This is a genomic window from Peribacillus saganii (assembly GCF_003429095.1).
Taxonomy (GTDB): Bacteria; Bacillota; Bacilli; order Bacillales; family DSM-1321; genus Peribacillus; species Peribacillus saganii.
The window spans coordinates 1-20,934 of the sequence record NZ_QVTE01000023.1 but is presented as its reverse complement, the minus strand read 5'-3'; the positions used below and the strand labels follow the sequence as shown (position 1 = coordinate 20,934).

Below are 20,934 nucleotides of genomic sequence, written 5' to 3'. Positions count from 1 at the left end.
CCGAAGTGATTGGCTTATGACCTCGAGGGGCTGGGCGCTGCAGCTAGACATCATGGAAAAGCGGAAGCGCCCTGATTTAGAGGAAGAACGGTTAAATTCGCCACGTCCGCATGTCTTCGCCGTTCTGACCCACATCCTGTGGGCCTCTGACAATCATAAGACAAGCGCTGACAGATGGCGCTTTTTGCCTTCCGAAGTGATTGGCTTATGACTCGAGGCCGACTAAGTTCGCCACGTCCTGTGGCGACGTCGGCACTAGCACGTCCTGTGCGTCGGGGCTGGGCGCTGCAGCTAGACACCAAACAAAGTGTCATACCTCAACAATGGGCTTTAACATTGCCTATTGTTTAATAATCAATGATTGGCAAACCGTTCTATTTTTTTCTCGTATACAAGGAAGTCATGTTCATAAATGTTCTTTTCATCAACCATACCTTCTTTTGAAGAAATTAATGTCCATTCGTTCTCATCCACAGCCGGGAAAAAAGTATCCCCTTCAAACTCTTCATGTATCTCCGTAATATAGAGCCTGTCAGTAAAAGGAATGATTTCCTTAAATATTTCGGCACCACCGATTACAAATACTTCACGATCTTGATTATCTGCATATTCCTTTATTGCTTTAATTGAATTTAGTACGATGCAGCCATCTGCCTGAAAGCTTTGGTCTCGGGTCACAATGACATTTTCCCTTCCAGGAAGAACCCTGCCTATCGATTCGAACGTTTTTCTTCCCATAACAATTGGATGGCCCATCGTGACCTCCTTGAAGTATTTTAAATCTGCCGGGAGATGCCAAGGGAGCTGGTTGTCTCGTCCGATTAACCGGTTCTTATCCATTGCAAGCAAAAGTGAAATCATAGACTGGTCTCCTTAAAAGTTAGTTGAGGAAAAGAAACTACCATATGAAAAATTAAAAAAATGAAATATTCCTTTGCTACTAGCCTGTCCTGGCTTGATTGCTAATTTATACGGCAACTGGCGCTTTGATGGCAGGATGAGGATCATATCCCTCAATTGAAATATCATCCATCTCAAATTCAAAAACAGAGCTTTTCTTTGGGTTTAATTTTAATACAGGAAGGCTCCTAGGATCCCGTTCAAGCTGCATATGAATTTGTTCTATATGATTAACGTAAATATGGGCATCACCAAGGGTGTGGATAAATTCCCCTACCTCCAAACCGCACTCATGGGCAACCAAGTGTGTTAAAAGGGCATAACTTGCGATATTAAATGGAATGCCGAGGAAGATATCACCGCTTCGTTGATATAGCTGGCATGACAGCTTTCCTTCTGATACATAAAACTGGAATAAACTATGGCATGGGGGCAGGGCCATATTGGCCGGAACATCTTCCGGGTTCCATGCAGAAACAATTAATCTTCTGGAATAAGGATTTTTCTTGATTGTCTCAATAACGTCCTTTAATTGATCGATCGTTTTACCTGAAGAAGCTGTCCATGCTCTCCACTGCTTTCCATATACATTGCCCAGTTCTCCATACTTCGAGGCAAAGGAGGCATCAGACAGAATGGATTTTTTAAATCTTTCCATTTGCTCTTCATACTGGTGGTTAAACTCTTTGTCTGTTTGGGAACGCAAGCCAAAGTCTGTCATATCAGGGCCGGTATATTCGTTACTCTCCACCCATTTTTTAAAGGCCCATTCGTTCCAAATATTGTTGTTATGCTGCAGCAAATATCTAATATTGGTATCCCCTTTTATGAACCATAACAATTCACTGGCAATTAGCCGAAAAGGAACCTTTTTTGTAGTTAATAGAGGAAAGCCTTCATTTAAATCAAAGCGCATTTGGTAGCCAAACAGCGAGATTGTGCCTGTACCTGTCCTGTCCTCTTTTTTGACTCCCTTATTCAAAACGTATTTACATAATTCAAGGTATGTATGTTCATTTTTACTCAAGATATATTTTCTCCTTCCATATTAAGCTTGTTTTATAGACTTTTTCTATACTTGGAACAAGCAGGTTATTTCGAGTTGCATAAGTCACTATAAAAATATATTATATATCGGCATCAGATAAAAAGGCTGTCACGGATTTTGGCAACAACTCAAGAAGGCAGCACGCATAAAGAATATGTACATGAGCATTGCCCGGTTATGTCCACTTTATTGTAGCAGATTGCTATATAAGGGCTATTTTAGCTGCTTAATATAAGCAAAGGTTTTTGGAGCTTTTTGTTTTAGCTGTTCCCTGCTCTTTTCATTAAAATAATACAGAGCAAAACACTCGGCAAAAAATTCTTCAGGGTAATTTATGAAATATTTTTCATTAGGAAACAGTGCAGGTGCTTCCTTGGACCATATTGCCCGAAAATTATCCTTTGCTCGTATTTTATCAAAAACTATATTATCGATGCTGTGAGCCAGTTCATGAAGCTCCAGATTAACCGATCCGTGTCCGCTCCCTTTGGAGCTGGCACCGATTTTAACCAAAACATTGGGTCCTCCTCCCAATCCGGGCACTTCATCCCATGTTTTGGTTTTATCCTCATATCCGCGCGGAACAATCCCCTTTAGATGCCGGGCTGTAGTATTCTCTGTCAGGCTTCCGTTGAACAGCTTCACCCGAATTCCCTTTGCTGTCACCCTAGCCAGTAAAGAAGGCGGCAGGCGATCTATCATTTTCATCATTTCAAGAGTTTGTCCGGTATTAAATTCAGTCTCAGGAAAAAGAAACAACTCCGTCGTATCCTGTTTGGTATGAAACTGAGCGTTTAAGCCCAGACGTTCGCTTTCAGATAATTGCTGCCAAGAACGGCCATATTCCGTGGCATAAGAAAAAGAATATAAAGGAATTGCACATACCATAACAGCCATGATACCCAGCCATTTTTTCACCATTTCCGTCCCCTTTTAAAGTAAAACTCAAATTTTCTCTCTTTTCTACTATTGTAACATATGAAAATAGTATTACTTGCAGCCAATTTAATGGAAAATGCCTGCAGATCAGGCAGAAATCACACTTTTGTAACATTCCTTTAGCCTTCTCATATAATGAAGTACTCCTAAGAGGTGATTGCATGGGAAGATTTAAATATAATAAAGAGGACATTATCAGGTATCATCCGGAGCTTGCCGAGGAAGTAATTTCTATTTCGGGGCTGGAGTTTTTTGTTTATCTTGATCTGTTGGTTTTCACATTGATTTTAAGTTTTTTACTATATCCCCTTGTTGATACTGTGTGGCTTTTATTTTGCATCCCCATCAGTTTTTTTGTCTCCTGTATCATAGTATTCAGGCTGTTTTGTAAAAAAGCTCCTTCATAAAAACTCTAAAGAAAAACAACGGTTGCCCTGCGAAATCAAAAAACAATCTCACTTGCTGCCTAAAAGTTTAGCACGATCCCATTCTGCAATAAGTTTAGGTGAGTCAGGTTTTGCTGTCCTACCTTCAATGGAAAAACATTCTGATGAAAAAAGAAGAAGGAACCCGGCCACTGGCAAGGTTCCTTCTGAGTTTGTGAGGATTAATTATCCCTCTGCTTTAAGTTTTTTAGCATTCCTATTATGAATAATGATCGTTACAACGAATGTAAGAGTAATCAAAATAAAGAATACCATGTGTGAAATATGAATTCCAAAGACGGAAAGCAGCATTTTTCCAGCAATGATTGCAATCAGCACATAGGCAGATGTTTCAAGTTCAGGAATCCGGTCAATCAGTTTAAGGAATACACCGGCAACGCCCCGCATCATCAGTACGCCAAGCATACCGCCAAGCAGAAGCACCCAAACCTGGTTGCTGACACCGAATGCAGCCAGGACGCTATCGACTGAGAATGCGATATCCATTAATTCTACAGCTGCAACCGTTCCCCAAAAATTACCGAATAGACGAATGAATATGCTTTCCTTGCTAAGCCCTTTAATCTCCGCTTCTTCGCCCTCATCCAAATCGCCTTTTTTCTTGCTTCGATCGATAAAGTATTTGATGGAGAGCCACGCCAGATAACCGGCACCAAGCAATTTTACCCACCAAAGCTTAATTAGGAATACACCCAGCCCTATTGCGATAAAACGGAATATATATGCACCAAGGAGACCGTAAAAGAGGGCCTTCTTCCTTTGTTCCTCAGGGAGATGTTTTACCATTACCGCTAAAACAAGTGCGTTATCTGCTGATAATAATCCTTCCAAAATAATAAGTGTACCGATTAAGCCCCAGCTGACAGGATCGCTAAGCACTTCTACCCACATACCCCAATCGAAGAAACTGGCATACGTGTCGATAAAGCTGTTTAATACTTCATTCATTTGTTATATCTTTCCTTTCCATGTAGACCCCAAGTTAGTTCAAACTAAATCTTGAAGCAACTCAGGACAATTATTAAATTTTATTATTGCATTTCAGCAATGATTTTCAAAGTTTTTTAACTCAAGTGACTGGTTTTTGACCATAAGGGAGGTGTATTTTTATCCCAGTATATACGTCCCAATTCATAATGACTGGCAAAACGGTCGCGGTATGTATGGTAATGAAAATTGAACCAATATCCATCCTGTGGCGGCCTCTCCAGCCTTACATGAAACCTGATGATATCCATGCCCGTGTGCTCGTCATAGATATGGAAGATCTTTTCGCCCCTTCCTGAGGCTGGCTTTTCTGATATCGCGAGGTGCTCCAAGTCCTTTTCAGGAAATTGGGCAGTGATTTCGTTTATAGCCTCCTCAATTTTAGGCAAAATCACCTCATTGAACTCGCTGCCAATCCTCGGACCAATTCTGTCTCCGAATTTAGCATATGCATTCATTTCAGCCCCCTCCATCAATGCCGAAATAAACTCTCCCCTTTCAAATCGATCGCCAAGGGAGTGGTTATACATATCATCGTGCAAATCAAAAATCTGCTGCTGCCCGCCATCAGCAATATCATTCTTTTTTGGCTGCTTGGAAGAACCAGCATCAACTTGCCAAAGATGTTCTGATGGAGTAACCAATCCAAAAGTAAGGATTGATATCAGGATGAACAGACTTTTTCTTAACCATGTAGATATTCTCATTGCAATTGCCCCTCTAATATCTTTGCTTACATGAAGCAATTAAACTCCCGCTGTCAGCACTTTTTCACAGTACCTTTTGTTTATAGTATATAATGCTTTCTCTTGTAATACGAATTTTATTAATTAAGGTTTCACTTTTTTTTATATTGGGAAAGGAAAAAACAATAGAATCTGTCTTCAGCTATAAATATTCGTGGAACGGTGAAAATATTTTTAGTTGTTCGGCATGCAAGAGGAGGGGTTTAAAATGGATTGGTCAATTGCTATAGTTGTTTTCAGTTTTATTATGCTTGGTTACTTTGTATATTTATCTTTTGCAGATTAAGCAGGAAAAAGGACACTTAAAAACCACAAAACCTTGCCATTTACCCGCGGCAAGGTTTTCTTTTTCAATAGCCGCTAAGAAACCCAGATATTATATAAGTAAACAAACCTGAACGCCATAAATGATAAGCATTTACTCACAAAAAGTAATTTCCTAATTCTTCCCTGCAGGTGCATCTATATTCTGTATCAGCTTTCGTCATTCTTCTAATGCTTGTTTGTCTCAATTACTCCATAATGGAATTTTGCTGATTTTCTTATGTGGACTGAAAAACCAAATTCGCTAAACCTGCGGCTTCTGAAATGGTCCTTTAAAATTACTTTATGTCTTGCGATTCTTTTAGCCTCGTTTACCGCCTCTTCAGTTATCGGCTCTGCTGCAGCAAAGTGTGCCAAAGGCCTTATTCCATCCGATTCACTTATTCTTTCCTCGAACATTGGATCAAAATAGACGATATCAAAGCTATCTGTTTCAAGCCTTTTTAGGAAATCCAAATGATCCCCCATGATTATCTTTACTCTTCTCATAGATTCATCGACAGAAGGATTTCCTGTTTCCCATTCTCTTAACCCGGTTTGTACAATTTTGGCTAAATAGACATTAGACTCAATACCTGTTACCATGCCAGTGGGGCCGACCTGATAACTAACTGTAAGGGCATCTGAGCCGAGACCCAAAGTACAGTCCAGAATTTTCATTCCTTCCGTAATTTGCCCAGTTGATATCAGGGGGTCATCTTCCCCGTTCATTAATCGTTTTATTCTGAGCATCGCGATATTGGGATGGAAAAAGAATGGTTCGTCCGAGTCCATGGAATAGAGCTCCAGCCGTTCTTTGCCAAGGACTAGGCAATCATCTTGTATTATTTTCTGCAAGGCTTTTACTGAACGTTTTTTCCGGGGAACATAAGTTACATTAAGCTCCTCTGCCAGCCCTTTTGCTTTGGTTATCCATACCCCATCAGTCCTGCCGGCCGTTGTTACAAACATTTAAGCTGCTCCTTCCCATCTATTTACAAATTAAATTCTAATGTGGACAAATGCATCTGGATAATTAATTATTGAATGGTACAAATAAACTATGTTTCCGGTCATATTAATTTCAGAAAAAAATTATATCAAGCAGGATATTAATTTGCAAAAAAATAATTCATTTTCCTAAGAATATAACTTAACAAAAACTCCATTTACATTCGCCATTTCCGTAAACGCAAAACACCCTGCCAATGATGACAAGGTGTTTTGAAAGCAAGGTTAGTATATTGGCTTTTACTTTAGCCTCTCAAAAGCGGTAATAAGATTCTCCATAATAGCTTCCATGCTGTGATCTTCAATATCATGGCGAGGGATAAAATGGACTACTTCCTTCCCTTTTAGCAGCGCCATTGAGGGGGATGATGGTTCAATATCACCGAAATATTCCCGCATCCTTGCTGTAGCTTCTTTATCCTGGCCGGCAAAAACAGTAACGAGCTGATCTGGCTTTTGTTCAGACCTCAATACCGCTTGAGTTGCAGCTGGACGGGCCAGTCCGGCTGCACAGCCGCAAACCGAATTTACGACAACCAGTGCTGTTCCGTCGAGTGATTCAATGAAGCCCTCTACTTCGCTTTCCGTTTTAAGCTCCTTGAAACCTGCGGATACTAACTCCTGGCGCATCGGTTTTACCATTTCTCTCATATATTCTTCATATGCATTTGACATATTATGCGCCCCCTTTCTATACTCTATTCTCAATAAGAATACTATAATTATCATTCAACATGCAAAAACAACGGACGGCCAATAATCAGCCATCCGTTGTACTCCCGAAAAAGAGAATCGTTTTACACTTTTTCGAAAATTAGATTTTCATAACGCCGCCTGTGCTAGCGTTTGTAACAAGCTTGGAATAACGCGCCAAATAACCCCTTTTTACCTTTGGCTCAAAGCCTTTCCAATTCGCCTTGCGTTTTTCAAATTCTTCATCTGAAACTTCAAGATTGATTGTACGATTCTTAAGATCTAATTCGATTATATCCCCATTTTCAACAAATGCGATTGGACCGCCTTCTGCAGCTTCTGGAGAAATATGGCCAATCGAGATTCCCCTTGAGGCACCTGAGAAACGGCCGTCCGTAATCAAACCGACTTTCGCACCAAGACCCCTGCCGACAATTTGGGAAGTAGGGGCAAGCATTTCCGGCATGCCTGGTCCCCCTTTTGGACCTTCATAACGAATGACCACTACATCTCCTTCTTTTACTTTACCCGTAATAATTCCAGAAAGAGCGTCCTCCTGGGAGTCAAAGCAAATCGCCGGTCCTCTGTGATAGCCTCCGACGGCAGGGTCAACTGCACCGACTTTGATAATGGAACCATTAGGTGCCAGGTTGCCAAACAGTACCGCAAGACCGCCGCGTTCTGAATGCGGGTTATCCAATGGGCGAAGTACATCTGTATTCAAAATTTCACATCCGGCTACATTTTCACGAAGTGTTTTTCCAGACACCGTAATAAGATCTCCATTAAAAGCACCAGGTTTTTTTAGAAGTTCATGAATAACGGCACTTACGCCTCCTGCCTCATGGACATCCTCAATGTGATAATCTGATGCCGGAGCAATTTTGGCAAGATGCGGCACACGGTTTGCAATTTCATTGATCCGTTCAATTGGATATTCAATTTCAGCTTCATGTGCCAAAGCAAGTGTATGAAGAACAGTGTTCGTGGATCCGCCCATAGCCATGTCCAATGCAAACGCATTATCAATAGCATCAATTGTTACAATATCCCGAGGCTTAATATCCTGCTTGATCAGTTCCATTAATTGAGTGGCAGAACGTTTAACAAATTCTTTTCGTTCTTCAGAAACAGCCAAAATCGTTCCATTGCCCGGAAGCGCAAGGCCTAGTCCTTCAGCTAAACAATTCATGGAGTTGGCTGTAAACATTCCTGAACAAGAACCACAGGTAGGGCACGCAAACTGTTCCAGCTCCTGTAAATTTTCTTCATCAATTTTACCCGCCTGGTAAGCTCCCACTCCTTCAAATACAGATGTCAGGGACAGAGCTTTACCGTTTTTGTCTCTGCCAGCCTTCATTGGACCGCCGCTGACAAAGATTGTCGGGATATTAACCCGAAGAGCCGCCATCATCATACCTGGTGTAATTTTGTCACAGTTTGGAATACATACCATCCCGTCGAACCAATGCGCCGATACTACTGTTTCAATAGAATCTGCAATAATCTCGCGGCTTGGCAAAGAGTAGCGCATACCAATATGGCCCATGGCAATACCATCGTCAACCCCGATAGTATTAAATTCAAACGGTACACCGCCCGCTTCACGAATGGCATCCTTCACAATTTTTCCAAATTCCTGCAAATGAACATGACCTGGAACAATATCAATGTAAGAGTTGCACACCGCAATAAACGGCTTGCCGAAATCTTCCTCTTTCACGCCGGCTGCACGCAGCAGGCTGCGGTGCGGAGCACGGTCAATTCCTTTTGTAATCATATCACTTCTCATATTTGATGCAGACATATTGTGTATTCCCCCCAGAATGTTGTAAACTTAATTTTTATATTATCTAAAGATTCTAACATATCATTCGCGGCTTGAAAACGATTGTGTCCCAAATAACAAAGAAAACCCCTTACTTTTTTACTTTGCCGTAAAAAAGTAAGAGGTTTTTTTCAATAAAATATGATTATAAATTTTTAATAAGTATAGCTGTCTAGCTCCAGCGCCCAGCAACTTTTTTTCCGTAGGAAAATAAAGCCCCCACGCACAGGACGTGCTAGTACCAACGTCGCCACAGAACGTGGCGATCTTAGTCGGCCTCGAATGCTGTGACCAAAGGCCGTTACAACCCTGTGTTGCGATCAAGTGCCATCGCAACCTTGGTCATAAGCCAATCAAAAAGCGCCTTCTGTCAGCGCTTGTCTTATGCTTCCCGAACTTGCATAGGACGTGCTGGCGTCGGCGTTTGACAAAGGATGTCCCAGACCTTAGCCGATGTTCCTTTTTCACGATGTGGGTCAGAACGGCGTTGCCACAGGAAACGGCGATCTTCTTAGCCGTTCTTCATCTGTCCAGGGCGCTTCCGCATTTCGTTTTTCATTAATCATGTTCTTCTGTTTGTCTAGCCTCGGTCATCTGCTTCCAAACCGATCCCTTTGCTTCTTCACCAGTTTCAATTCTTTCAATAGCCATTTTTATTTGCATGGCAACTTCAAACTCAGGGTCGTTTTCAGCTTTTTTTAGATCAGCAAGTACAGATTCGTCTCCGGATTCATATAAAAACATAGCCGCTCTCCATCTTACAAGCTTGTTTTTATCTGAAAGGGCCTTGGCCATTTCACCCATTGCCTCGTCAAACCCTAAATCAGAAAGCGTATCACCGGCCGTCCTCCTTACAGAGGAACTCTTGTCCCGAAGCGCTTTATAAAGCGCAGGAAGGACCTTGCTATTGGTGATCATTCCCAAATAAACCACAGCGAGCCTTCTGATTGAGGCTTTCGGGTCATCAAGCGCCTTTTCAAGAAGCGGAATATCCTCTTCTGTCGGATCTTCCATTTGGTCGAGCACTTGATAGCGGCGTTCCCAATTTTCGTCTTCCAAAGCTTCCATCGTAAGCTTCACCCTGGTCTTTCTGGCACCTGCTGATTTCCTCTCCGGATGAGCTGCAGCATCAGCCAGCTCCTGTAACCTTTCCGGCGGATATGCAGCCACAATTTCCTCAGTGACTTCAGCACCAATTTCCTCCATGGATCCATAGCGGACTCCGTAATCCTTCCACTTCCTTAGCAGGACAACATTATCATCTGCCTGCTGTGCTGAGGCAATGGAAGAAACGAAGATTTCGGGCAGGCCGAATCGTTTCTCTTCTGCTCCATCGCTAAGCTTAATTTGCATCGGGATTCCTTTAAATTGCTGAATCTGGACAGTAACCTCGCCATAGTGCTGATCAGACTGTCTCCCAGCGGAAAGAATATCACTCTCTTCCCCAAACAGTTTTCGAACGTTAATCAAAATGTTCTGCCAGTCATATTTCGGGTTGCGTTCAACTGCAAGAAAATCTGCCACATGGTAGACTCCTTTAATCCCTTCAATGCGGAGGATGTCAGCAATAAGGTCCGGGGCATTCTCAAGGGTTTCTTTTTTGTAGTTGTTGCTTTTTCCCGCCGGCAATTCTTCTGTCAAATTTACCTTCATTGTATTTGGGCTCGGGGTGGGTTCAATTGATTTTATTTGCATTTTCTTGACTCCTTTTCAGAGGCATTTATATTCTTATTCTTCTTCTGCTTTTTCAGATAAATAGGCCCATCGTTCCATCGTTTCTTCAAGTTTATCATTCAGCTCCCGCTGCTTATCCATTAATTCCCGTGCCTTTGTAAAATCGCTTCCCGTTTCCGAAAGTTCTTTATCCACCTGGGCTATCGTTTCTTCTATTTGCTGTATTTTACCTTCTATTTCATCCCATTCCCGTTTTTCCATGTAGGACAATTTTTTCTTGCCTGATTTTTTATCTTCACGTTTTACATGTTCCACTTGTTTAGCTGCTGGTGGGGTTGCGGACTGGCTTTCCTGTTCCAGGTATTCCGAGTAGCTGCCAAAATAGGTGTTTACCTTCCCTTTGCCTTCAAGGACAAACAGCTGGGAGGCAGTTTTATCAAGAAAATACCTGTCATGGGAAACAGTAATAACAACCCCCGAGAAGTGGTCAAGATAATCCTCAAGCACTGTGAGGGTCTGGGTATCAAGATCATTGGTCGGTTCGTCCAGCAGAAGAACATTAGGCGCGGACATCAATATTTTCAGCAAATAAAGTCTTCGCCTTTCCCCTCCAGAAAGCTTCCTGATCGGGGTGCCATGGCTGTTCATCGAAAAAAGGAAGCGTTCTAGCATCTGGGCTGCGGAAACAAAGCTGCCGTCCTTAAGAGCAATAGAATCTGCAGTTTCCCTAATATATTCGATCATACGCAGGTTTTCATTCATATCCTCATTTTCCTGCGTATAATAGCCGATTTTAACTGTTTGACCAATCTCGATTTCTCCGGAATCCAGCTCCTGCCTGCCTGCGAGCAGGTTAAGGAAAGTTGATTTTCCCGTTCCATTTCTGCCGATAATCCCTATTCTGTCTCCCTGTTTAAACAGGAAGGAAAAATCGGAGATGATCGGATTTCGATGAAAAGCCTTAGTGATTCCCTTTAACTCGATTACTTTTTTCCCTAAGCGTGATCCATTTAAATCAATTTCAAGGGAACTGCTGCTGGTCTTTGTATTCACATCAGATTCAATCGTCTCAAAGCGCTGAATCCTTGCTTTTTGCTTTGTGGTCCTTGCTTTAGCTCCACGCCTGATCCAGGCAAGCTCCTGCTTGTATAGACTCTCCTTTTTGGCGCGTTCCGCTGTTTCATTTTCTTCCCTGATTGCTTTCGCTTCCAGAAAATCTCCATAATTTCCTTTATATTCATAAAGCTTTGCGTGAGAGAGTTCCCAAATTTTCGTTGAAATCCGATCCAGGAAATAACGGTCATGAGTTACGAACAGAACTGATCCTTGGTATTTTGCTAAATAATCCTCAAGCCATTTAATGCTTTCATAATCCAGGTGATTCGTTGGCTCATCCAAAATAAGCAAATCCGGAGTCTCTATTAATGTTTTTGCAAGGGCAGCTCTTTTTTTCTGTCCCCCCGAAAGCTCGGATAGCGGTTTAGAAAAGTCAGGCAGTCCCAATTTTGTCAAAATGGTTTTTGCATTGGCACTTGTTTCCCATGCATTTTGCTCATCCATTTTCTGCTGAAGCTTGAACAGCCTTTCCTGAACAGCCTCGTTATGGGCGGCCTCCTGCAGTTGAAGCAAGGTTTTCTCATAATCTTTAATAAGTGTAAAAACCGGATAATCGCTTGCATACAAATACTCAAGTACAGTCTTGGTTTCATCGAAAATCGGATTCTGCGATAAGTAAGAGATTTTATAATCGTTTGGGTGGTCGCTCTTCCCTCCGTCTGCATCTTCTTTTTTAGCTATAATATTGAGAAGCGTCGATTTCCCTGTGCCGTTGACTCCAATAATCCCGATTTTATCCCCTTCTGTTATTGAGAAGGAAATTGAAGAGAAAAGAAGCTTTTCTCCATGGTACTTTGTTACATCTTCCATGCTGTATATTTTCATAGTCTAACATCCCATTCTTTATAAAACTGGTTTAAGAAGTTTTCCATATATTCTTGTCTTTCTGAGGCGATTTTTTTGGCAGAATCCGTATTCATAATATCTTTAAGCTTCAGCAGCTTTTCATAAAAGTGATGGATAGAAGAGCTTTTGCCTTCCCGGTACTCCTTTAAAGACATATTTTCCCTTACAGAAATCGAAGGATCATATAATGCCTGTCCCTTTTTCCCTCCATAGGCGAATGTCCTGGCAATACCAATAGCTCCAATTGCATCAATCCGGTCAGCATCCTGCACAATCGCCGCCTCAATCGAAAGCTGTTCCGTCTTCCCAGCGCTAAAAGGAATAAGTTTTATAATCTCCCTGACCTGTACGGCTAACTCCGGGGAGAGTTCATTGTAAAGCCATTCTTCTAGGAGAGACCATCCTTCTTCCTCGTTTTTATTTAGCTTCCCATCAGGAATATCGTGCAGCAGAGCTGCCAATTCAATGAGAAACAAATCACCTTTTGTTTCATCAGCAGCGATTTGAAGGGAAAGCCTCCGGACACGGTCAATATGGTGCCAGTCATGGCCGCTTGCATCTCCCGCCGTTTTTTCTTTCACAAAAGCTTCTGCTCGCTTGATAATATCTTTCATTTATTTTCTCCTATCATTTTCACATGATCATGTCGTCAGGTATTTCCGTCATCGTTAATATTTAACGAAAACTAGCCGTTTATTTTCTTAAAAAGAATAAAGGACCATCATCCAATCTATTTTACCACGTGGAGGGCTTAATGGAATTAATCCTGCTCTATTTACCAATATGCAAATTCACTTACATAATTTAGAAAAACCATCTAATGGGATTTCGATTTTACAACGGCATTGTAACATCATCCGAATTTAAAAAAGCCCGGATTACGTCCAAAAACGTTTCCAAGGCCTTTTTTGTTATATACAACTTCTATCTGAAAACCAGCTGATTCCCAGTGTTTTGTCACCAGCATGAACACCTACTGCCGTTCCAATCGGATAGGCGCTTACGCTCATATCAGGATATAAATCATGAATTTGCGTTTTCAAACCCTTGGTCTGCTCCTCTGCCGATCCGTATAAAAGATAGCACTCTTTTATTGTTCCTCTATCAGCAGCAGCTTTAAAGAGGGAAAATATCTTGGTTTTCGCCCTTTTTTCATTCCGTGTTTTTTCCCTGATTTCAAGAGCGCCCTTTTCAATGGAAATAATCGGCTTGATATTCAGCATGCTTCCTAGGATAAATGATGTTGCAGACATTCGTCCGCTTCTATGGAGCTGTTCAAGGCTGCCTATAAGCACGTATAGTTCATTGGAATCTCGGAACCGCTCGAGTTTCCCTCTTGCTTCCTCAAGGGATAGGCCTTCATTTATGTATGCCATCATCTTTTTAATGAGGAAGGTCATTGGATAGGAGATTAATAGAGAATCAATCACCATAATTGGAAAATCAAGCATTTGTGCAGCTTGTAAGCTTGAGGAATAGGTCCCGCTCAGGCGGCTGGATAGATGAATGGCTATGATTCTATCATATTCTCCCGCTAATTTTTTAAACAGATCCAGGAACGTTCCAACAGCTGGCTGTGAAGTTTTTGGAGCGACTTTGTCTTCCTTCATCATCCGATGCATTTCCTCCGGATGAATGTCGACACCATCCAAATATTCTTTCCCGTTAATCATAACAATTAACGGAACAACATAGACATCAGGATTTTGCTCTAGCTCTACATCCAGACACCCGCTGCTGTCTGTTACCCATGCAATCCTTTCACCCATATACCCAGCCTCCTAATCCAACAATTTTTTAATATCCTCTTCGATATCCATTGGTTTTGTCTGAGGGGAATACCGATCAATTACATTTCCATTCCGATCAACGAGGAATTTGGTGAAATTCCATTTAATTCCCTTTGACCCAAGCATTCCAGGCGCATTTTTAGCCAGATAAACAAACAGCGGGTGAGCATTTTCTCCTTTTACATCTATCTTTGCGAACAGAGGAAAAGTAACCCCATAGTTAAGCCGGCAGAAGGAGGATATTTCAATTTCGTCACCCGGTTCCTGGCCAAGAAATTGATTGGAGGGAAACCCAAGGACAGCAAATCCTTTATCCGAATATCTATCGTACAGCTGCTGCAATTCTGAATATTGAACTGTAAACCCGCACTTGCTGGCAGTATTTACAATTAAAAGGACTTTTCCTTCAAACTCAGACAATCGGATCATTTCACCGTTAATTAATTTCGCTTCATACTGATAAACAGACATTTAAAAACACCTCTTTTTTTGTTACTTGATGCAAGGCAATTTCACCCTGAAAACTACCTTCCGAATGCTTACCTTTCTTCATTTGCCCAATGTTCAAGTGCTTCTAAAGAATGTACGCAGCACGATGCCATCGGCTGCAGGTCATTGATCTGCTCTTCAGTCAGCAGCCTGTCGAAAAACACATGTATCTCAGTGCTCTCGGAAGCCAGCCCATGATTATCCTGTATTTTTCTTGAAGTACATACGATTCTTCTGTCTTTACCCCATAATTCCTCCAGCATGCCGAGTAATTCCGCAGCATCAGTTTCCTGTATAGCTAAGTTGAGATTAAACTTAATTTCTGCATGGCAGCCTGCGAAATCACCAGTGCTTGCTGAGATGCCCGGCAACAGCTCAGCAGTAAGGTTTTTCAGCGCAGCCTTAAGGCGTATAGCTGCGCTAATTTGGTTAAGATTTTCCTTTTCTTTTAATACCATCTCCAATTCATACTGCCTTGAAAGACTGGCTAGGTTAATCATTTCCGATCGGTTTTTTACAGTAACAGTTCCGGCAAAATCAAGATCGTAGACTGCTCCTTCAAGGACAATCTTCATGTTTTCAAATGCTGTGGGATCAGTCATATTAAAACAGCCCTACCGCGTTTTCAGATTCATCAACGTCCATTCTTAAAGCGGCAGGTGACTTTGGCAAACCTGGCATTGTCATGATATCACCTGTCAATGCGACAATGAAGCCTGCCCCGATTTTCGGTTTTAATTCCCTCACGGTCAGCTTAAAGCCTGTTGGCCTTCCGAGCAATACTGGGTTATCTGACAGCGAATATTGGGTTTTTGCAATGCATACCGGCAGGCTTCCCCAGCCCTCTTGTTCAAACTTCTTCATTTGCTGCCTTGCTGCAGGTGTAAAATCAACATCTGAAGCACCATAAACGGTTTTCGCAACTTTTACAATCTTTACTTCCAAAGAATCGGAAAGGTCGTATAACGGTTCAAAGCTTCGATTATTATCTTCAATCAGCTTCAGGATACCTTCAGCCAATTCTATGCCTCCTCCTCCGCCTTTCTCCCATACCTCTGTCAATGCATATGAAATTCCTGAATCCAAGCATAGCTTGCCAAATGCTTCGAGCTCCAGCGGACTATCATCCGCAAAGCGATTTAGTGCAATGATAAATGGCAAGCCAAAGGCTGAAATGGTTTCCGCATGCTTTTTAACATTTTCGAAACCTGTTTTCAGAGCAGACAAATCTTCACGGGTTAGCTCTTCCTTCAGCGCTCCTCCATGCATTTTTAAAGCACGTACTGTTGCAACGATCACCACTGCTTTTGGGCTGATACCAGCTCCCCTTGCTTTAATATGTAAAAACTTTTCTGCACCGAGGTCAGCACCAAACCCGGCTTCGGTCACAACATAATCTGCAAGCTTTAAAGCTGTTTTGGTTGCAGCAACGCTATTGCAGCCGTGTGCAATGTTTGCAAATGGACCGCCATGTACAAAAGCTGGCGTATGGGCAATCGTCTGGACCAAATTTGGCTTCATTGCTTCTTTTAAAATTAAGGTTAGCGCTCCTTCAACACCAAGATCGGCTACAGTAACCGGTCGCTGCCCCCACGTATAGCCGATTACCATTTTTGATAGCCTCTTTTTTATGTCCTGCAGACCATCTGCAAGGCAAAGGACAGCCATTATTTCAGATGCTACCGTGATATCGAACCCGTCTTCCCTGGGCACACCGTTGGAAGGGCCGCCCAAGCCGACTGTAATATTCCGGAGCACTCGGTCATTCATGTCAATGGAACGTTTCCATACAATCCTGCGCGGATCAATCCCTAATTCATTTCCCTGATGGATATGATTATCAATAAAAGCCGCAAGGGCGTTATTGGCTGTTGTAATCGCATGTATATCTCCTGTAAAATGCAGATTAATTTCATCCATTGGGAGAACCTGAGAGTACCCTCCGCCTGCAGCTCCGCCTTTTAAACCCATTACTGGCCCAAGTGAAGGCTCCCTTAAGGCAATTATCGTTCTGTGGCCAAGCTTTTGCAGAGCATCTCCTAGTCCTACCGTAACCGTTGATTTCCCTTCCCCTGCCTTTGTCGGGTTGATTGAAGTTACAAGGATTAAGTTCCCATCCTGTTCATGTTCAAGCCGTTTCATTACAGTTGAGTTTATTTTCGCTTTATATTTTCCATATTGATCCAGTTCGTCTTCTTTAATCCCAATTGAATTTGCAATTTCCTTAATCGGTTTCATTTTTGCCGATAAAGCAATTTCAATGTCGCTGTGCAACTTTTCTGAACCAATTTCCAAGCCAAACACTCCTCTTTTCACTTCATTCTTAAGTCATATTGTACCATTTTCATTAATAATTCTTCCCAGAAATTATCAGTTCATATAATATTTTCATAAAAAATTAGTATTGTTTTTGTTCGAAATGATTGCAGTGAAATCTGTTTCCTTTATAATGAACTTATTCAAAAATGAAAATTCAGATAAAGGAAGACTGATATATGCCTATTAAAATACCGAAACAACTGCCTGCAACCGAAATCCTTGAACGGGAAAACATCTTTGTGATGGATGATGAAAGGGCTGTGGCCCAAGACATCCGGCCATTAAATATCCTGATCTTAAACTTAATGCCAGAAAAGGAACGGACGGAAGCACAGTTGCTTAGGTTTCTTGCTAATTCTCCTCTGCAGATTAATATAGTTTTTCTCAGACTTGCTACACATAACTCGAAAAATACAAGCAAGCTTCATCTTGATCAATTTTATACAACGTTCGCTGAAGTACAGGAAAAGAAATTCGATGGTATGATCATCACTGGTGCACCAGTTGAAAAATTGCATTTCGAAGAAGTTGGCTATTGGAAGGAACTTCAGGAAATCATGGATTGGTCAGCAAAGAATGTAACCTCGACCATGCATATTTGCTGGGGAGCTCAGGCGGCACTCTACCACCATTTCGGGATTGGAAAGCATGAGCTTCCAAAAAAATGCTTTGGCGTGTTCAGCCATGAGGTGGTGCATCCTCCAGAAAAACTGGTAAGAGGTTTTGATGATATTTTTTACGCACCTCACTCCCGATATACAGACATTGATATTGAGAAAGCTGAGAAAAGCAGTGATTTAATCATCCTGGCTAAGTCTCCTGAAGCAGGAGTTTTTCTGCTTGCCTCACGGGATGGCAAACAAATTATGGTGACAGGACATCCTGAGTATGATGCCAATACACTGGCGATTGAATATTCCAGAGATATGGACAAGGGTCTGGATACAGAATTGCCTGTGAATTACTTTCCTAATAATAATCCACAGGTCCAGCCAATGCATACGTGGCGCAGCCATGCCAGCCTGTTGTTCTCAAACTGGCTGAATTATTATGTTTACCAGGAAACTCCTTTTGAGTGGAAATGAAAGGGCAAGGAAGTTAACATGACAAAGGTAAGCTGCCCGAGTTAGGGCAGCCTATTTTTATGGCTGACACTTACACATATTGGGATGACTGTGTTCATTCATTGTTACTTGTTTTGCTCTGTTTGAAATAAAGTACCCGCTTTCTTTAGTGCGCATAAAAGTTACGGCTTACGATAAACCAGCTGGTTTACATTATTTCAGCTCTGCAAATCTAACCCTGAATCTGACTATAATAAACTTCCTCAAAAGGCTGCACTACTACAAACCCTTTTCCCGTAAACTTCATCTGCACGGATTCCCCGCTTGCCCTTCCAAATAAAGTTTTCAAGGAAATATAAGTTACGAAATCCGGCTGGAGATTTCCCGACCAGGCAACTGTTGCATTTGGATCCGTATAAACCGGATTGTCCGGTTCAACAAGCAATGTCAGCGGTTCGTAATGGGACGTAAACGCCACCATGCCGGTTCCTTCCAGCCTTACATTGAATAAACCTCCAGCCATCAATCCTGCTACTTTTCTCATTAGCTTAATATCCCACGAAATGCTTGGTTCAAAAGCAAGCAAATCGTTGCCGTTCACAGATATCGATTCATTGTTAAGATTTAAAATCGAAATTTTCTTCCCTTGGTCGGCTACATAAAGCTTCCCTTTACCAGTCGCTTTCATGAGGGCTGCACCTTCTCCAGTGAGCGCCTTTTTAAAAAGCTTTCCTAGACCATGTTCCAATATTCCTTCCCGCTCGAACTTAATATTTCCCCTGTAGGAAATCATGCTGCCCATTTTGGCCCATATCTGATTTTCCAGGTTAATTTCAAGGATTCGCTGCGTCTCGATTTCGAAGAGACCCTGCCCCCTGTCCTGCTGTTTCGTTTGCTCCACAAACTGCTCTATAGCATACTTGCTCATTTTGAATCATTCTCCTTTATCATTTTTTAACAAAAATAGCCACATGAAAGAAACTGCCTGCTTTAATTCTTTTGAAAAATGTCCAAGCTTGTCAAAATCAACGCCTCTCTTTTCAACAGCTGTTTCCTGCAGCAGCGTCCAGCCGTTTTCCAAAGCCATTTGTTCAAATTCCCAGGGCATCATTGTATTCATGATCACTTTTTCCCCATAGAGCCGGCGGAAGCAATAATTTTGACGGGGAGCGGCAGTCGGCCCTAAAATGCCAAAACAGGCAACGCCTCCCGACTTGAGGATTTTTTGAATGCTGCTTAGAACCTCCCTGGGTGATTCGGTCCACTCCAGAGAATTAATTGCCAAAATGGCATCAAATTGATTCTCTTCAAACGGCAATTCAGCAAGGTCTCCCTGTACGAAGGTGGTATTCGTCTGACCTGCAGCCCTTTTTGCTGCAGTTTCAACCATTTCACTCGATATATCAAGTCCTGTAACATTGAACCCCATCTTAGCCAGAAGGAGGGAGCCATATCCGTCACCGCAGCCTAAATCGCATACCTGATCGCCCGGCTGGAGATTTGAACTGATAAAAGGAATTACCTTCTTCCTGCTTCCGCTTTCCCACATCTCACTTGAGTTCTGCGACCATTGCTTAGCGAAGTTATCCCATTTCCTTTCCGCTTCTTTATGCCAGTTATGTTCTTCCATGAAAAGCACCCCTGCTATCTTTAATTACCCGCTTTTTTAACCATATGGTAAATGGGTCTTTTTTACATATATTCTCTATATGGATGCTGTAATCCTCTGTATTAATGCTGATATGACCCTATCTGTTAAATTGTAAGCGTTCTGCATCCTTGTTCACTTCTGGACTTGACTAGCCAAGAAAATAAAAAACCATAGCTCTGCCATGGTATTTAACAATCTATTTTATGAATCGATTTCTTCTTCTGATTGCTTCTGGATACCTCTAAGAGTTTCTACTCTTTCGGGGTTTTCTTCAAAATATTGGACTAGGTCACCTATACGGTCAATCGCATCCCAGCTTAAATGATGCTCAATCCCTTCCACATCCCGGTATATGTTTTCTTCCTTGACTCCAATAATGTTCAGAAGCTGCTCAAGCAGCTCATGCCTGTATACAAGCCGTTTACCAATCTTTTTGCCTTTGGCGGTCAAAATAAGCCCACGGTATTTCTCATAAACAAGGTAGCCTTCCGAATCGAGTTTTTGCACCATTTTGGTTACGGAGGATGGATGGACCGTAAGATTTTCCGCAATATCGGAAACTCTTGCGTATCCCTTGTCTTCAATTAATAAATATATTTGTTCTATGTAATCCTCCATGCTCGGAGTCGGCATTCTTTTTCCCCCAATCAACACATATCATAAAAATTTTACTATATCCATTCTATTGATACAAGACAGGGCTATTTAGCATAGGCAACGGCAGCAAACCTTATTCTTAGAACCCCACTTATAATTCATAACAACAAAGAACAAAAACGTAATAACCCTAGTTAGAGGAAGAACGGCTAAAGTCGCCACTTCCATTGGCGACAACGGCAGTTGCACGACCTCACAAAGATGCTGCTTTGTAGCGTACGCTCTATCGCTGCCGAAGTGTTTCTTGACATGTGCTTCAGGGCCTTTTCCTGCGGAAAAAAGTTGCTGGGCGCTGGAGCTAGATGTAGAAACAGTACTTTAGTAATCCACAACTCTTACCTTCATTTAAATTCTTGCCAAAGCAAAAAGGCCCTGCCAAAATAAACTGTACCCTATAGAGTAGACACTTAAAAAAGTCTACCTATAG

The 20,934-nt window shown here is 41.9% G+C and carries 19 protein-coding genes; 1 reads left to right on the top strand and 18 read right to left on the bottom strand.

Going from position 1 to position 20,934, the window contains the following annotated elements; all coding sequences use genetic code 11:
* Positions 1-354: 354 nt before the first annotated feature.
* The 15 genes from D0469_RS09040 to D0469_RS08965 form a co-directional block, all read right to left on the bottom strand.
* The gene (locus tag D0469_RS09040) at positions 355-861 is read right to left on the bottom strand and encodes a dihydrofolate reductase (RefSeq protein ID WP_117326423.1); all 507 of its coding nucleotides are present in this window, start codon (positions 859-861) and stop codon (positions 355-357) included.
* Between the two features lie 106 nt (positions 862-967).
* Positions 968-1,927 carry a thymidylate synthase gene (locus D0469_RS09035; RefSeq protein WP_117326422.1) on the bottom strand — a complete coding sequence of 320 codons (960 nt, stop codon included), beginning with the start codon at positions 1,925-1,927 and terminating at the stop codon, positions 968-970.
* A 234-nt stretch (positions 1,928-2,161) separates the two neighbouring features.
* A complete protein-coding gene (locus D0469_RS09030) occupies positions 2,162-2,869 on the bottom strand; it encodes an anthrax toxin lethal factor-related metalloendopeptidase (RefSeq protein ID WP_117326421.1) in 708 nt (235 codons plus the stop codon).
* A gap of 629 nt (positions 2,870-3,498) precedes the next feature.
* Positions 3,499-4,281, bottom strand: a complete 783-nt coding sequence (locus D0469_RS09020; RefSeq protein WP_117326419.1) for a TerC family protein — start codon at positions 4,279-4,281, stop codon at positions 3,499-3,501.
* Between the two features lie 116 nt (positions 4,282-4,397).
* Positions 4,398-5,027 carry a YpjP family protein gene (locus tag D0469_RS09015; RefSeq protein ID WP_117326426.1) on the bottom strand — a complete coding sequence of 210 codons (630 nt, stop codon included), beginning with the start codon at positions 5,025-5,027 and terminating at the stop codon, positions 4,398-4,400.
* Between the two features lie 531 nt (positions 5,028-5,558).
* The gene (locus D0469_RS09010) at positions 5,559-6,341 is read right to left on the bottom strand and encodes a class I SAM-dependent methyltransferase (protein WP_117326418.1); all 783 of its coding nucleotides are present in this window, start codon (positions 6,339-6,341) and stop codon (positions 5,559-5,561) included.
* Between the two features lie 279 nt (positions 6,342-6,620).
* Positions 6,621-7,055, bottom strand: coding sequence for a BrxA/BrxB family bacilliredoxin (locus D0469_RS09005; protein WP_117326417.1), 435 nt, complete (start codon positions 7,053-7,055; stop codon positions 6,621-6,623).
* 139 nt (positions 7,056-7,194) lie between these two features.
* Positions 7,195-8,865: a dihydroxy-acid dehydratase gene (gene ilvD, locus D0469_RS09000; RefSeq protein WP_117326425.1), complete on the bottom strand. Its 1,671-nt coding sequence runs from the start codon at positions 8,863-8,865 to the stop codon at positions 7,195-7,197.
* A gap of 594 nt (positions 8,866-9,459) precedes the next feature.
* Positions 9,460-10,596: a conserved virulence factor C family protein gene (locus D0469_RS08995; RefSeq protein WP_117326416.1), complete on the bottom strand. Its 1,137-nt coding sequence runs from the start codon at positions 10,594-10,596 to the stop codon at positions 9,460-9,462.
* A 33-nt stretch (positions 10,597-10,629) separates the two neighbouring features.
* Positions 10,630-12,516, bottom strand: coding sequence for an ABC-F family ATP-binding cassette domain-containing protein (locus D0469_RS08990; RefSeq protein ID WP_117326415.1), 1,887 nt, complete (start codon positions 12,514-12,516; stop codon positions 10,630-10,632).
* Positions 12,513-13,151, bottom strand: coding sequence for an HD domain-containing protein (locus D0469_RS08985; RefSeq protein WP_117326414.1), 639 nt, complete (start codon positions 13,149-13,151; stop codon positions 12,513-12,515). Before D0469_RS08985 ends, D0469_RS08990 begins: the two co-directional genes overlap by 4 nt.
* 297 nt (positions 13,152-13,448) lie before the next feature.
* The gene (locus D0469_RS08980; RefSeq protein ID WP_117326413.1) at positions 13,449-14,306 is read right to left on the bottom strand and encodes a DegV family protein; all 858 of its coding nucleotides are present in this window, start codon (positions 14,304-14,306) and stop codon (positions 13,449-13,451) included.
* Between the two features lie 12 nt (positions 14,307-14,318).
* A complete protein-coding gene (locus D0469_RS08975; protein WP_117326412.1) occupies positions 14,319-14,798 on the bottom strand; it encodes a glutathione peroxidase in 480 nt (159 codons plus the stop codon).
* 68 nt (positions 14,799-14,866) lie between these two features.
* On the bottom strand, positions 14,867-15,418 hold the full coding sequence (locus D0469_RS08970) for a hypothetical protein (protein WP_117326411.1): 552 nt from the start codon (positions 15,416-15,418) through the stop codon (positions 14,867-14,869).
* Position 15,419: 1 nt separating this feature from the next.
* Entirely contained in the window at positions 15,420-17,111 is a 1,692-nt protein-coding gene (locus D0469_RS08965; RefSeq protein ID WP_117326410.1) for a formate--tetrahydrofolate ligase, read from the bottom strand.
* 200 nt (positions 17,112-17,311) lie between these two features.
* Between D0469_RS08965 and metA the strand changes: the two genes are divergently transcribed.
* On the top strand, positions 17,312-18,220 hold the full coding sequence (gene metA, locus D0469_RS08960; protein WP_117326409.1) for a homoserine O-acetyltransferase MetA: 909 nt from the start codon (positions 17,312-17,314) through the stop codon (positions 18,218-18,220).
* 211 nt (positions 18,221-18,431) lie between these two features.
* On the opposite strand, the gene D0469_RS08955 is transcribed toward metA, so the two are convergent.
* From D0469_RS08955 to mntR, 3 genes are all read right to left on the bottom strand, one after another.
* Complete coding sequence (locus tag D0469_RS08955) at positions 18,432-19,127, bottom strand: AIM24 family protein (protein WP_117326408.1); 696 nt, start codon at positions 19,125-19,127, stop codon at positions 18,432-18,434.
* 6 nt (positions 19,128-19,133) lie between these two features.
* Positions 19,134-19,829, bottom strand: a complete 696-nt coding sequence (locus D0469_RS08950; RefSeq protein ID WP_117326407.1) for a class I SAM-dependent methyltransferase — start codon at positions 19,827-19,829, stop codon at positions 19,134-19,136.
* Positions 19,830-20,051: 222 nt separating this feature from the next.
* Positions 20,052-20,483 (bottom strand): transcriptional regulator MntR, encoded by a 432-nt coding sequence (gene mntR / locus D0469_RS08945; RefSeq protein ID WP_117326406.1) that lies wholly within the window; start codon positions 20,481-20,483, stop codon positions 20,052-20,054.
* Positions 20,484-20,934: the final 451 nt, after the last annotated feature.

Coding starts and splice junctions, on each gene's coding strand:
- D0469_RS09040 (WP_117326423.1), bottom strand. CDS start 861: ATGATTTCACTTTTGCTTGCAATGGATAAGAACCGGTTAATCGGACGA.
- D0469_RS08985 (WP_117326414.1), bottom strand. CDS start 13,151: ATGAAAGATATTATCAAGCGAGCAGAAGCTTTTGTGAAAGAAAAAACG.
- metA (WP_117326409.1), top strand. CDS start 17,312: ATGCCTATTAAAATACCGAAACAACTGCCTGCAACCGAAATCCTTGAA.
- D0469_RS08995 (WP_117326416.1), bottom strand. CDS start 10,596: ATGCAAATAAAATCAATTGAACCCACCCCGAGCCCAAATACAATGAAG.
- D0469_RS09015 (WP_117326426.1), bottom strand. CDS start 5,027: ATGAGAATATCTACATGGTTAAGAAAAAGTCTGTTCATCCTGATATCA.
- D0469_RS08955 (WP_117326408.1), bottom strand. CDS start 19,127: ATGAGCAAGTATGCTATAGAGCAGTTTGTGGAGCAAACGAAACAGCAG.
- D0469_RS08980 (WP_117326413.1), bottom strand. CDS start 14,306: ATGGGTGAAAGGATTGCATGGGTAACAGACAGCAGCGGGTGTCTGGAT.
- D0469_RS09030 (WP_117326421.1), bottom strand. CDS start 2,869: ATGGTGAAAAAATGGCTGGGTATCATGGCTGTTATGGTATGTGCAATT.
- D0469_RS09010 (WP_117326418.1), bottom strand. CDS start 6,341: ATGTTTGTAACAACGGCCGGCAGGACTGATGGGGTATGGATAACCAAA.
- D0469_RS09020 (WP_117326419.1), bottom strand. CDS start 4,281: ATGAATGAAGTATTAAACAGCTTTATCGACACGTATGCCAGTTTCTTC.
- mntR (WP_117326406.1), bottom strand. CDS start 20,483: ATGCCGACTCCGAGCATGGAGGATTACATAGAACAAATATATTTATTA.
- ilvD (WP_117326425.1), bottom strand. CDS start 8,865: ATGAGAAGTGATATGATTACAAAAGGAATTGACCGTGCTCCGCACCGC.
- D0469_RS08970 (WP_117326411.1), bottom strand. CDS start 15,418: ATGACTGATCCCACAGCATTTGAAAACATGAAGATTGTCCTTGAAGGA.
- D0469_RS08975 (WP_117326412.1), bottom strand. CDS start 14,798: ATGTCTGTTTATCAGTATGAAGCGAAATTAATTAACGGTGAAATGATC.
- D0469_RS08950 (WP_117326407.1), bottom strand. CDS start 19,829: ATGGAAGAACATAACTGGCATAAAGAAGCGGAAAGGAAATGGGATAAC.
- D0469_RS09005 (WP_117326417.1), bottom strand. CDS start 7,055: ATGTCAAATGCATATGAAGAATATATGAGAGAAATGGTAAAACCGATG.
- D0469_RS08990 (WP_117326415.1), bottom strand. CDS start 12,516: ATGAAAATATACAGCATGGAAGATGTAACAAAGTACCATGGAGAAAAG.